Raw genomic sequence first — 12,640 nt, forward strand, 5'->3', positions numbered from 1 at the left:
TTAAATAATTGACGGAAAAGATCAGGTATGTTACTTCTATGCAAACTTGTCGGGAAACAAAAAATGAATTCTCGATGCTTAAACTGATTGATAAGTTTTTGCTCTAAAAGGAGGTAGGCCAGCATGTTCTCGCACTTTAAAGAAGACTTGCGAGCAGTTTTCGATCGTGATCCGGCAGTACGCAGCGTTTTTGAGATCTTTTTCTGTTATCCCGGATTTCACGCCATGCTGTTTTATCGTTTTGCGCACTGGCTGTGGATTCATCAGCTTAAATTTCTCGGCCGCTTCGTTTCCCACATTGGCCGTTTTATGACCGGTATAGAGATTCATCCCGGTGCAAAGATCGGGCGGGGTTTCTTTATCGACCACGGCATGGGGGTTGTGATCGGGGAAACTGCCGAAATTGGCGACAATTGCACTCTCTACCATGGAGTGACCCTTGGCGGGACTTCTTGGGCCAAGGAGAAGCGGCACCCGACCCTAGGGGACAATGTTATTATAGGCTCCGGGGCGAAGGTACTCGGACCGTTTAAGGTCGGCGCTAACAGCAAGATCGGTTCGAACTCAGTGGTTGTCAAGGAAGTTCCGGAAAGCGCAACAGTAGTCGGTATTCCTGGACGAGTGGTAATCTCTGGGGAGAAGAAAACTGGCGTCGATCTTGAACATGGCGATTTGCCGGACCCGGTGGCCAAAGCCTTTAATTGCTTGGTAGAGCAGATCGGTCGACTGGAGGAGCAGGTAAAAAGCCTCACGGAAGACCAGGAAGAATTGAAGTCGGAATTAGCCCGGCGAGAGGAAAAGGTTGCCAGCTAATGCGAATGTCAACAAAAGCGCAGTATGCGGTGCGTGCTCTCGTTAGTCTGAATCTGACCAGCAACGGCGAACCGGTTTCAATAAAAGATATCTCTACGCGTGAAAATATTTCTTTAAATTACCTGGAGCAGTTGTTTGTCAAATTGCGCCGTGGGGACATTGTGCGTAGTGTGCGCGGACCGGGCGGGGGCTATGTGCTGGCCCGGGCGGCTGCAGAGATCCGGGTTGATCAGATAATCGACACTGTTGAAGAAACCTTGGTTCCGGTTTCCTGTATGGAGGCAGACGGGAGTTGCAAGTGCACATCGGAGTGTGCGACACATTCGGTCTGGCAAGGATTGGGAAATCAAATACGTAGTTTTTTGGCATCGATGACATTGGAAGATTTGACCAATGAAGGTCGTCAGCGTCTCGAGTGCTGAGTTGGATGTAATTTCAGGCTGATTTTACCTTGGTTGGAGGAAGCAAGTGAAAAAAATCTACATGGATAATAATGCGACAACGCCGGTGAAACAGGAAGTTCTTGAGGCGATGTTGCCATTTTTCCGTGAGCAGTTTGGCAACCCTTCAAGCGTCCATTGGGCTGGGCGGATGGTTAGCGGTGCTGTGGAAAAAGCCCGTGAGCAGGTAGCCGAACTAATCAACTGTTCTCCGGCAGAAATTGTTTTTGTTTCCTGCGGCAGCGAAGGTGACAACTTCGCGATTAAAGGAACAGCGGATGCGCTGAAGGAAAAGGGCAACCACATCATCACCACTTCGGTTGAACATCCGGCCGTTCTGGAAACCTGCGAATATTTGGAGAAAAATGGTTACGACGTAACCTATCTGAAAGTCGATCGTGATGGCATGCTCGATCTGGAAGAACTGGAAAATGCAATCACCGACAAGACGATCCTTTTGTCGGTGATGTGGGCTAACAACGAAACCGGCAACATCTTTCCGATTGAAGAGATTGGCAAGATTGCCAAGAAGTACAAGGTCCGTTTCCATACCGATGCCGTGCAGGCAGTCGGAAAGATTCCAGTTGATGTTCAGGCCACCAATGTTGATCTGGCGGTTATTTCCGGTCACAAAATTGGCGCCCCGAAGGGGGTTGGCGCTCTTTATATCCGCCGCGGTACCCGCATGACCCGCTTCATGCACGGTGGTCATCAGGAACGCAACCGGAGAGCGGGCACTCATAACGTTGCCGGAATAGTTGGCCTCGGCGTTGCCAGTGAGCTGGCAAAACAAAATATGGAAAAAGATTACGCTAGCGTTCGCAAATTGCGTGACAAACTGGAGAACGGTATCAGAGAATTGGTTCCCGAAATCAAGTTGAATGGGCATCCGAACCCTGACCTGCGGCTGCCGAATACGTTGAATGTCAGCTTCGCCTATATCGAGGGGGAGTCACTATTACTCAATTTCGATATGAAAGGGATCGCTGCTTCCTCAGGTTCCGCCTGTACCTCTGGTTCGCTGGAACCGTCACATGTTATGGGTGCTATGTGCGTCGATGTAGTGTTGGCGCATTCCAGTACCAGATTCAGTCTCGGTGCGGACAATACCGAAGAGGATGTTGATTTTATTTTGCAGGAGCTGCCGCCGATCGTGCAGCGTTTACGCGAAATGAGCCCGTTGTACAACCGTGATTCGATCAGTTGTGACGAGTGCCGGGTTATCCGTCGAGTTTGATAACTAGTATCGGTATTGACCGAGAGCAAATAAAATACAGGAGATTAAAAATGTATACAGATAAGGTTATGGATCATTTTTCCAATCCTCGCAATGTCGGTGAAATTGAGGATGCCAATGGTGTCGGCGAAGTCGGTAATGCCTCATGCGGCGATATAATGAAGATTTTTCTCAAGGTCGAAGACAACATCATCAAGGATGTTAAGTTCAAGACTTTCGGGTGTGGGGCAGCCATCGCTACATCATCAATGGTCACTGAGATGGCGATCGGTAGGACGATTGAGGAAGCTCTGGTGCTGACCAACGAAGCAGTAGCCGAGGCACTCGACGGTTTGCCGCCAGCAAAGATGCATTGCTCGAACCTGGCAGCTGATGCTTTGCACGAAGCGATCAAAAACTACAAAGAACAAAATAGTTAATTCGCAGTTGTTCAGGGAATACATTAAAACTTTTGGGAGGGCGCTGCCACTGCAGTGACCCTCCTTTCTCCGTTTAGGGCTGGGTGTGAAAAAACAACGTGTTGTTGTCGCCATGAGTGGCGGAGTCGATTCCTCGGTCACCGCGGCGCTGCTTAAAGAGCAGGGCTTTGAAGTGATAGGTATGACCATGCAGATCTGGGATTATTCCAGTTTTACTGACGAGCATGGCGATCAGTTCGGGACCTGTTGTTCGCTGGATGATGTCTATGACGCTCGTCGGGTCGCCGAGCAACTCGATATCCCGTTTTACGTGGTCAATTTCGAAAACGATTTCCAACGTGAAGTGATCGATCGTTTCTGTGAAGAATATTTTGCCGGTCGAACTCCCAACCCCTGTGTACTCTGCAATCAGATTCTTAAGTTTGAACTACTGTTGCGCAAGGCGCGGGAACTGGAGGCCGATTTCATGGCGACCGGGCACTATGCCAGTATCGTCAAAGAGGATGATCGCTACTTTTTACACAAAGGACTCGACAGGTCGAAGGACCAGAGCTACTTCCTGTTTACACTGACCCAACAACAATTAGCCCGCACCCTATTCCCGCTTGGTCAGATGACCAAGGATGAAGTCCGTGCTCATGCCGAACGCTTTCAGCTGCGGGTCGCGCAAAAGGCTGAGAGTCAGGATATCTGCTTTGTGCCAGACGGGAATTATGTGCGTTTCCTCGAAGAGAAGCGTGGCTCGGGAAGCCTGGATGGCGACATCGTTCATGTCTCCGGCAAGATACTCGGCAAACATCAAGGCATCTATCGTTACACAGTCGGTCAGCGTAAAGGGCTGGGAATCGGCTGGACTGAGCCGCTGTTTGTGGTCGGTATCGATGCCGAAAAAAAACAGGTGATTGTCGGCGAAAAAAAATATCTCAGCCGCAAAGAACTTGAAATCGAAGGCTGTAATTGGAGCATTGATGAACCGACTGAGCCGTTGCAGACTCATTGCCGTATCCGTTATCGCCATCAGGAAGTGCCGGCGACTGTCGAGGTTCTCCAAGACAAACAGGCGCGGATCACTTTCGACGAGATGCAAATAGGGATTACTCCTGGGCAGGCAGCGGTTTTTTATGCTGGTGATAAGGTAATCGGTGGGGGCTGGATTAAATGAGTCAGACGGTCTCCATCGTTACCCTCGGCTGCAAGACCAATCAGTTTGAATCGGCGGCGATGAGCGAACAGCTCGGTAAAGCCGGTTATCGGCAAGTCGATTTCAATTGCGGTGCGGATTTGGTGATTGTGAATACATGCACCGTCACTGCAGCTACCGATTCCCAATCGCGTAACTTGATTCGCCGGGCCCGACGGGTCAATCCGCACGTGAGGGTGGTGGTGACCGGTTGTTATGCCCAGATGGAGCCAGAAACCTTGGCCGCGCTGCCCGGTGTCGCTTTGGTTATCGGCAATGAGGAGAAAAAGGATTTTCTGCAGCGCTTGACTGCGCTGGAAGAGGATTCGGCTGTAGTTGCTGTCGGCGACATTCGCCTGATCAACCAAGCCGAGACGCTGCCACTAAGCAGCTTTGAACAGCGCAGTCGGGCCTTCGTGCAGATTCAGAATGGTTGCGATGCTTTCTGTTCCTACTGCATTATCCCCTATGCACGTGGGCGCAGTCGTTCGGTGTCGCCGGACGATGTGATCAAACAGGTTGCAAACCTTTCTCGCGCCGGTTACCCGGAGGTGGTGCTGACCGGGATTCATATTGGGAATTACGGGAAGGATCTACAGCCTCAAATCGATCTTTTTCAGCTACTGCAACGGATCGAGAAATCAGACTTTACTGGACGTTTGCGGCTCGGTTCGATCGAGCCGACCGAACTGCCTGATGAGCTGCTCGACTATATTGCAGCCAGCAACTGGATCTGTGCCCACTACCACATTCCGTTACAGGCGGGCGAGGACGAGGTGCTTCGACGGATGAACCGCCATTATTCAATCGACTTTTTCCGCTGCCTGCTCGAAAAAATTCACCAGCGCCAACCGGATGCGGCGATCGGCCTCGATGTTATCACCGGCTTCCCCGGTGAAACAGACCAGCAGTTTGCTGATACTTGCAAATTTTTGGAGAACCTGCCATTTTCCCATTTGCATGTGTTTCCCTTCAGTAAGCGGCCGGGCACCCTTGCCGCCGAGATGCCAGGACAATTGCCGGGTAATATTATTAAAGATCGCGCGGTGATCCTGCGTGAGATTGGAGAACGGAAACTTGCCAACTATGCCGCGACTTTTGTTGGTCGGCAGCTTGAAGTGGTTGTCGAGGGGGGTGAGGTTGGCGGGCAAAGAAAAGGCCTGACGCAAAATTATCTTGCGGTGCATTTTAAAACTGCTGCTCTGCAACAAGGAGACCTGGTAACGCTTCGAATCACCGACGCAGACCGAGGCATTTTGTTGGGGGAGGTTGTTTGTTGATTGGAGGCGGGTGATTGCCCGCTTGCTTTGTCAAACCGGGGGTAGCGAGCATGAAAATCTCCTTTCCATTCCGAAATCTGATGCCGACCTTTTTCGCCGGATTGCTCGATGACCCCCTGCTGTTGTTACGTACCCGCTCGAACGGAAGGCATTTTATGTTCGATTGCGGCCAGCTTCATCATCTTGCCAAACGTTCTTTTACCAATCTGGATGCCATCTTTGTCAGCCATGCGCATATGGATCACTGGATGGGGATCGATTCAGTGGTCCGTCATCTGATAGCGGCCGGTAAAACTGTCGATATTTATGGTGGTCCTGGTATCGCCGACAAATTCGAACATAAACTCAGTGGCTACGATTGGAACCTGGCAGAAGACTATTGGAGCAACTTCAAGGTTCATGAGGTTTTCCCCGACCGAATCGATTGCGAACTTTTCCCCGGCAACGAAAGTTTTATCCGCAGATCGTTGCCGGCAGAAGAGCGTAACGGACCGCTGATTTACCAGAATGATTTTCTGAAAGTTTCAGCTGATTGTTGTGAGCATAGAGTCGACAGCCTGATATATCGGATTGACGAGCGTCCGACGTATTTGATCGATCGGCAAAAGCTCGAGGCGATGCAACTTGTGCCGGGACCCTGGATCGGGGAATTAAAACGCTGCTTCCTGCAGCAACTGAGTTACCCGGCTGAGTTGAAAATTACCTGCCGCGAAGGCAACCAGTTTCGTGAGATCGTCATCCGTGATGTTGGTGGGCTTGTTGCGCAACTGAACAAGCCGCAACGAACCAGTTCGATCGGTTACGTCAGTGATATCGGGTTCAGTCGTCAGAACCGTGAAAAGGTTCTGACCTTAATGGAAGGGGTAGACCTGCTGCTTTGCGAGTGCACCTTCTTGCGTGAGGCAGAGGATCGTGCTCGAAGCTCTTCACATCTTTGCACCAGCGATGTCAACGAACTGCTGGCGGAGTTAAAACCACGTTTTTTCCTACCGATGCATCTGTCACGCAGCTACAGCCGCCGTCACCAAGAACTGTATCAAGAATTGGAACCGCCGGAAGAGACAACACTTTTGCAATTGCCGTTACAGTTGACGCCTCGGCCGCTGCTGGCGAATGAAATAGATTGGCATTGCTACTCAGGACCGGAGCGATAAGTTTTACTCTGCTGTTTCCGGCTACTCTTTAACCAAATTTCTACCGCGTTCAACATTTACGAGCAGCAACAGTAACCCACCGACAATAAAGAAGCTTCCCAGCGCCAGAATTGAATTTCGCGAACTGCCTGTTAAATCGGCGATCAAGGCAAAAAGCAAGGGGCCGAAAAGCGAAGCGAAGCGTGAGCTGATGGTGAAGAATCCGAAGAATTCTGCGCTCTTATGTTTCGGGACCATGCTGGCATAGAGTGAACGGCTGAGTGCTTGGCTGCCTCCGAGGATGATGGCAATCACTGCTCCGAGCAGCCAGAATTCCAAACTGCCGGTCATCCGGTAGGCGAACACGCAAACTAGGGTAAAGATTAGTAGGCTGAGGAGGATGGCGCGGGAGGTGCCGAACCATTGAGCCAATCGACCGAACAGCAGGGCACCCGGCATGGCCATGAACTGAATCATCAAGAAACAGCCGATAATGGTTTCTTGCCCTAACTGCAGCTCTTCGCGGGCGAAAATCGCGGAGACGCTGATTACGGTTTGGATTCCGTCGTTATAGCAGAGAAAGGCAAGCAGGAAAAGACAGAGGTCGCGATAGCGCAGCAATTCTTTAAACAGCGCGAAATAATTTTTCAGGCTGAAGGGGTCACCCGAGAGCCGCCTTTTGTCAGTCGCTGGTAGGTAACGGAAGGTCGGCAGGGAAAACAGCAGCCACCAGATCCCTGTCAGGAAGAAACCGAAGCGGGTCGCGTTGCCGGCACCGGAAAAACCGAAGAATTGATGTCGCAAAACCAACAAAAACACCAGCGCCAACAGCACCCCTCCGCCAATATAACCATACGCAAAACCGCGTGCTGACAGGCGATCAACTTCATCCTGAGGTACGAGGATAGGCAGGTAAGCGTTATAAAGAATGTTGCCGCTGGCAAAGCCGATATTACCGAGAATGAAAAGCGCCGCTGCCCAGAGGTAGTCGCCGCTGGCGGTAAAACTCAACAGCGCAGTCGCAGAACAACCGAGCAAACAGAAGCCGCAAAGCATCCCCTTGTGCCAGCCTTTGCGGTCGGCCAATGCGCCGATGGCAGGTGCTGCAACCGCGATAATTAACATCGACAGTGAAACGCTGTAACCCCAGATACTGCTGGCGGAGAATCTATGCCCGGGGAAAATAGGCAGGGCCGCGCCTTGCTCTGGAACCAGAGAAACAAAATAGACTGGAAGTACCGCAGCCAGGACAACAGTGGCAAAGGCCGAGTTTGCCCAATCATAAAGGCACCAGCCGAAGTTTGCTTTGTTTGCAGAGGTTGTCATGAGTTGCTCCAAAATTCATTCGCAGGGTAGTTTATTTCCGTGTCACATGAAATCATTAAAATGTTTACGAATCAAAGCTGAAAAATCTATTCGCTTCTGTTATTATCAGAAACCCGTTTGATTTGATGTGAATTCTTAGCGATAAATTTCAATAAATAAATTGAGCCGAAAACATTTTTTGGCGTGAACTTCAATGTTGCAGCAGTTTCCTGCCTGATTGGCTGCTGTGTGTGAGAGAGGCTGGAATGAAAATCTCTGTATTGTTACGGGCGATTGTCCTGTCTGTTTTGTTGCTGAGTTGGGCAATCGTCGATCTGCATGCTGCAGATATGAGCCGTCTGTATGATCGCGAATGTACCGGTTGCCACGGGACACTCAGGAAAGCGTTTGCAAAAGAGGGCGCTGCGCACTCTACCGAAATCGGTTGTAAGGACTGTCATCTGGAGCATCCGAAACAACGTGGTAGTGAGTTTGCTGTAGCCAAGTGCTCAACCTGCCATGATCCACAGGACAACAAGCATTTTTCGGCGAACAATTGCCGGGCTTGCCACCATCCGCATCGCCCCTTAATCGTCGACTTCTCCCATTACGACAAACCGATCAAGCAGCTTTGCTTCAGCTGCCATGACAACCCTTATAAAAAGGGATCAGTTCATGCGCAGAATTTGCGTTGTAACCAGTGCCATCCACAGCATGGTCAAATCCCGAACTGCCTCGACTGTCACGACAGTCACACCGGCGGTAAAATCAAGGAAAATTGTCTCGGCTGCCACGATGCCCATAATCCAACGCCGGGAAAAGCAGCCAAGGGTCTGACTGCCAATAGCTGTACTGCTTGTCACGGCAAAACGAAAAAGTTTTTCGCCAAAGTGGGTGGCGCCCATGCCGAGGTGGCTTGTAACGAGTGCCATGAAGCTCATGGTGATAAACCCGATTGCACCAAGTGTCACGAAGGGCACAACGAAAAAATGGTCGGCAGTGACTGTACCAGCTGCCACAGTCACCATCAACCGATGCCGCCTGTTTTCAACTCAGCGACCAAGTCTGATTTCTGTGTCGATTGTCACGCCGAAGTAGCTGACTACTTTGAAGAGTCCGGAGCTGCGCACCGGCAGAACCTGCAGTGTACCGATTGCCATCAAAAGCATCCGCCAGCTACCGATGTCGCTCCCAAATGCTCCAGCTGTCATGACTCGGGTGATAACTCACACTTTGCAGTTGAAAACTGTCAGCAATGTCACGATCCGCACAGCCCGAAAGTTGGGGATTTCAGCCAGGTCGGCAGCGTTCGTTCAATCTGCGGCAGCTGTCATAGTGACGTAATCGATGAGATGAACGAGAATCCAACCGCACACCAGGGTGCGCTTGATTGCACCCAGTGTCACGAAGCACACGATCATCTTCCAGCTTGTTTGGATTGTCATGAGGGTCATGGCGAGGATATGGAAGGGGTCGACTGTTCCCAGTGCCATAAACCTCACAGCCCTCTGCCGGCCACATTTACTGAGGAAGTGACTGTAGATACCTGTGTCACCTGCCACTCGAGCATCGTTGAGGAGGTGGAATCCGGTGGTCGTGCACATAAAACCGAAATCAGCTGTATCGAGTGTCACCAGGATCATCCCCCGGGAGAAAACGTCATCCCCGAATGCTCCGATTGCCATGCGCCGGATGATGCACCGCATTTTGCCAGCGAAGGGTGTCTCGATTGTCACAACCCCCATCAGCCGCTTAAGGATGATCTGGTCCGGATGCGCGGCCACCGTTCGGTCTGTGCCGGCTGTCACCCGCAGGTTGAAGCACAACTTGTTAAGGATGCGAGTGCCCATGACCGTGATTGTGTCGCTTGCCATCGCCGGCATACCGGTGTGCCGTCCTGTCTCGGTTGCCATTTCGGTCATGGCGAGCAGATGAGCAAAGCCGATTGCAAGGTTTGCCATCAGGCACATGCCCCCCTGGCAATCAGTTTTGAGGGGAATCCTGCGCCGCGACTCTGTGCCGACTGTCATAACGATATCACCGAGACAATGAATAAGTCGGGTGCTGCCCACCGCGACAAGGCAACCTGCGCCTCGTGTCATCAGGATCACCCCGATGTTTCATGCGTCAAGTGCCACAGTGAGCACCCGCAGAAAGGCGCCGCTATCCCAGATTCATGCTTCCTTTGCCATGCTCCGAGTGAACAGCGGCATTTTACGGTAGGTAGATGTACCGCATGTCATATGCCACACCAACCCTTAGAACTAAACTTGCAGGGGGTTACACCGCTAGCTCCAGTATGTGTCAGTTGTCATACGCAGGTCGAGCAGCAGTTCACTGAGATGCCGAGTGGCCACAGCCAGCAGGACTGTGCCTCCTGTCACAGTGAACACAAACGGATCCGGATCTGTCTCGACTGTCACGCTGGGCATGGGAAATCGATGGTGCAGAGTGATTGTGTGCTCTGTCACTTGCCGCATCAGCCGCAGAACATCACTCTGCAGCAAAACATCGATATCCCGATCGATTTCTGTGCCGCATGTCATGCTACACAGGCCGGTGATTTCGTTGCCAAGGGAGCGGCCCATCAGCAGGAGTTCAGTAGTTGTACCGCTTGTCATCCCGAGCACAAACCGAACGGCAAGACGACGACCAAACAATGTAACAGTTGTCATTCTCGCGCCACGCGACGTCACTTCGTGGTGGACAACTGTGCTGGCTGTCATAATCCGCACAAGCCACTTGAGTTACAGCTCGACAAGCAAAAGACTTTAAAGCCGATCTGCCTGTCCTGTCACAATAACCAAGAGCGGCTCTATGAACAGTATCCGAATAAGCATACCTCCTTCGATTGCCGCAAGTGTCATCCGGGCCAGCATGGTTCTTTGATGGAGTGTCAGCAATGCCATAGCCCGCACATCCCCGACATGACGCAGATCGACTGTATGAAGTGCCATCCGGCTCATCTGCCGCATATGATTAAGGAAAAGCCGGGCCAGGTCGGACCGGTTTGCATTTCCTGTCACAAACAGCCAGCAGCCTTGTTGGAACAAAAAGGGGAAGCGCATAAAAAGCAACCGTGCGTCAGTTGCCATCGTTCGCATCCTCCCTTTGGCGAGACGGTGATGCCGAAGTGCTCCATTTGTCACGATGAGGATCAGCCACACTTTGCAGTTGGCAACTGTCAGGACTGTCATCAAGGGCACGACCCGCTCGGCCACGACCTGTCGAAGGCGAAAAACGCGAACCCCGCATGTTTGGCATGTCATGAGGAGGTTGAGGCGAGTTTTGCGGTGGCCGCAAGCGCTCATGTTGAACAGGGCTGCAACAGCTGCCATCCGCAACATGGTCAGGCCCAGCAGTGTGCTGCTTGTCACGATCCACATGTTCAAGGGCAGAGCTATGCCGATTGCCTGACCTGCCACAGCATGCCGCATGCTCCGACGCAGATTGCTTTCGAGGGGAATTTGCCGAACCGATTCTGCCAATCCTGTCATGAGGATCAGTTCTCATCACTGGCTAGAAGTAAAGAAGCTCATCATGAGTTGAGCTGTACTGAATGCCACGGTGGCAAGCATGGAAGTATGCTCAATTGCGCCACCTGCCACGAGCCACCTCACGATCCAGGTTTGCACAGCAAGTACCCCGATTGTCTCAAGTGCCACATCGATCCGCACGACTTGGCGGATTGGCGTAGTGGAGATGCGGCCGCGAAAATGATACCGAAAAGCGAACCGAAACCTGCTCCCGTTGCAATCCCTGCGGTAAATGATGCCGCCAGTAGTGAGGGTGTGAAATGATGAAAATAAGATTGTTTGAGATTGTTCGAAGCCTGTTCTTGTTTGGAGTCCTGCTGCTGTTGAGCATTGCGACGGCAGCTGCCGAAGAGGTGGTTGATATCTATGCACAGGAAGTCCCGAAGATGACCACCCTGGAATGCGCCAAGTGCCACGTGCAGGTATTTACTGACCTGCGCGACAACGGTGGCCTGCATAAGCAGGAGTGTCGCGAGTGTCACGACAAGTTTCATACATTTACCCCTGGCGTTGCCTGGGAGGATCGGGTGCCTTCCTGTACCGGCTGTCACGAGTATCCGCATGGCGAAGACATGAATGCCTGTCTGGAGTGCCACCAGAATGCCCACGCGCCGATTGAGAGTTTGGTGGTGGCGGGAAAACTTGCTGAATTATGTGTCAAATGTCATCAGGAACCGCAAACCGAACTACAACAGCCAGGAAACGTCCACGGTGGACAGGAATGTGGTGACTGCCACCAGGGGGCCCGCCACGGCTCGCTGCCGAATTGCAGCGAATGTCATGATGGTGCACACACTGCCTACGTTGATAACGCCGGATGTACGGCATGCCATCCGCCGCATGAGCCGAACCGGATAAACTATGGCACTGACATTGCCAATGACATTTGTGCTGGATGTCATGTCGATCAGTTTGAAGTGCTGCAGGCTTCGGAGAAAAAACATTCGCTACTTGCCTGTGTTGTCTGCCATGCTAAAGAGCATGGAAGCATTACCACCTGCCAGCAGTGTCATGGCAATGGCCCACATAACCCGACCTTGTTGGAGAACTTTGAAAAGTGCGGCGATTGCCACGGTGATCCGCATCGCTTGAAACTGTAATCAGCTCTTTGTCTGATAATAAAAAGGGGCCTCGATCAAATGATCGAGGCCCCTTTTTGGTTTGCCCAGCGGAGCTGGCAAACCCGGCCTGTTGCAAGATGCAGGCGTCACCCTGATCAGGGGGAAGACAATCCGAATCGCAAGGGCGTTGCTGGCAACGGCAGGGTCTGAAGGAAGCGATAGGAAGTAAGCTGCAC

Annotated in this window: 10 protein-coding genes; 9 read left to right on the forward strand and 1 reads right to left on the reverse strand. The window is 51.8% G+C overall.

Translation table 11 applies throughout. The features are described 5' to 3' along the window. Window positions 1-123: 123 nt before the first annotated feature. From cysE to Q7J88_RS09825, 7 genes are all read left to right on the forward strand, one after another. Window positions 124-813, forward strand: a complete 690-nt coding sequence (cysE, locus tag Q7J88_RS09795) for a serine O-acetyltransferase (protein ID WP_303721999.1) — start codon at window positions 124-126, stop codon at window positions 811-813. Next, window positions 813-1,235 (forward strand): Rrf2 family transcriptional regulator, encoded by a 423-nt coding sequence (locus Q7J88_RS09800; protein ID WP_303722000.1) that lies wholly within the window; start codon window positions 813-815, stop codon window positions 1,233-1,235. Before cysE ends, Q7J88_RS09800 begins: the two co-directional genes overlap by 1 nt. A 46-nt stretch (window positions 1,236-1,281) precedes the next feature. Beyond that, window positions 1,282-2,490 (forward strand): cysteine desulfurase NifS, encoded by a 1,209-nt coding sequence (nifS, locus tag Q7J88_RS09805; protein WP_303722001.1) that lies wholly within the window; start codon window positions 1,282-1,284, stop codon window positions 2,488-2,490. Between the two features lie 50 nt (window positions 2,491-2,540). Further along, window positions 2,541-2,909 carry a Fe-S cluster assembly scaffold protein NifU gene (gene nifU / locus Q7J88_RS09810; protein WP_303722002.1) on the forward strand — a complete coding sequence of 123 codons (369 nt, stop codon included), beginning with the start codon at window positions 2,541-2,543 and terminating at the stop codon, window positions 2,907-2,909. Between the two features lie 79 nt (window positions 2,910-2,988). Then, entirely contained in the window at window positions 2,989-4,071 is a 1,083-nt protein-coding gene (gene mnmA, locus Q7J88_RS09815) for a tRNA 2-thiouridine(34) synthase MnmA (RefSeq protein ID WP_369682011.1), read from the forward strand. Next, window positions 4,068-5,369 carry a tRNA (N(6)-L-threonylcarbamoyladenosine(37)-C(2))-methylthiotransferase MtaB gene (gene mtaB / locus Q7J88_RS09820; protein WP_303722004.1) on the forward strand — a complete coding sequence of 434 codons (1,302 nt, stop codon included), beginning with the start codon at window positions 4,068-4,070 and terminating at the stop codon, window positions 5,367-5,369. Before mnmA ends, mtaB begins: the two co-directional genes overlap by 4 nt. A 50-nt stretch (window positions 5,370-5,419) precedes the next feature. After that, a complete protein-coding gene (locus tag Q7J88_RS09825) occupies window positions 5,420-6,523 on the forward strand; it encodes an MBL fold metallo-hydrolase (RefSeq protein ID WP_303722005.1) in 1,104 nt (367 codons plus the stop codon). A 21-nt stretch (window positions 6,524-6,544) separates the two neighbouring features. Here the strand turns inward: Q7J88_RS09825 and Q7J88_RS09830 are convergent, their stop codons facing one another. Further along, on the reverse strand, window positions 6,545-7,828 hold the full coding sequence (locus Q7J88_RS09830; protein WP_303722006.1) for an MFS transporter: 1,284 nt from the start codon (window positions 7,826-7,828) through the stop codon (window positions 6,545-6,547). Between the two features lie 245 nt (window positions 7,829-8,073). Between Q7J88_RS09830 and Q7J88_RS09835 the strand changes: the two genes are divergently transcribed. After that, window positions 8,074-11,607 carry a cytochrome c3 family protein gene (locus tag Q7J88_RS09835; protein WP_303722007.1) on the forward strand — a complete coding sequence of 1,178 codons (3,534 nt, stop codon included), beginning with the start codon at window positions 8,074-8,076 and terminating at the stop codon, window positions 11,605-11,607. Continuing rightward, window positions 11,604-12,443: a cytochrome c3 family protein gene (locus tag Q7J88_RS09840; protein WP_303722008.1), complete on the forward strand. Its 840-nt coding sequence runs from the start codon at window positions 11,604-11,606 to the stop codon at window positions 12,441-12,443. The genes Q7J88_RS09835 and Q7J88_RS09840 overlap by 4 nt, the downstream gene beginning before the upstream one ends. The last annotated feature ends 197 nt before the right edge of the window (window positions 12,444-12,640 follow it).

The organism is Malonomonas rubra, assembly GCF_003247215.1.
GTDB lineage: Bacteria > Desulfobacterota > Desulfuromonadia > Desulfuromonadales > Geopsychrobacteraceae > Malonomonas > Malonomonas rubra_A.

What these genes read in the sequence shown, in the direction of transcription:
- cysE (WP_303721999.1), top strand. Translation starts at nt 124, where the DNA reads ATGTTCTCGCACTTTAAAGAAGACTTGCGAGCAGTTTTCGATCGTGAT.
- Q7J88_RS09800 (WP_303722000.1), top strand. Translation starts at nt 813, where the DNA reads ATGCGAATGTCAACAAAAGCGCAGTATGCGGTGCGTGCTCTCGTTAGT.
- nifU (WP_303722002.1), top strand. Translation starts at nt 2,541, where the DNA reads ATGTATACAGATAAGGTTATGGATCATTTTTCCAATCCTCGCAATGTC.
- mtaB (WP_303722004.1), top strand. Translation starts at nt 4,068, where the DNA reads ATGAGTCAGACGGTCTCCATCGTTACCCTCGGCTGCAAGACCAATCAG.
- Q7J88_RS09825 (WP_303722005.1), top strand. Translation starts at nt 5,420, where the DNA reads ATGAAAATCTCCTTTCCATTCCGAAATCTGATGCCGACCTTTTTCGCC.
- Q7J88_RS09830 (WP_303722006.1), bottom strand. Translation starts at nt 7,828, where the DNA reads ATGACAACCTCTGCAAACAAAGCAAACTTCGGCTGGTGCCTTTATGAT.
- Q7J88_RS09835 (WP_303722007.1), top strand. Translation starts at nt 8,074, where the DNA reads ATGAAAATCTCTGTATTGTTACGGGCGATTGTCCTGTCTGTTTTGTTG.
- Q7J88_RS09840 (WP_303722008.1), top strand. Translation starts at nt 11,604, where the DNA reads ATGATGAAAATAAGATTGTTTGAGATTGTTCGAAGCCTGTTCTTGTTT.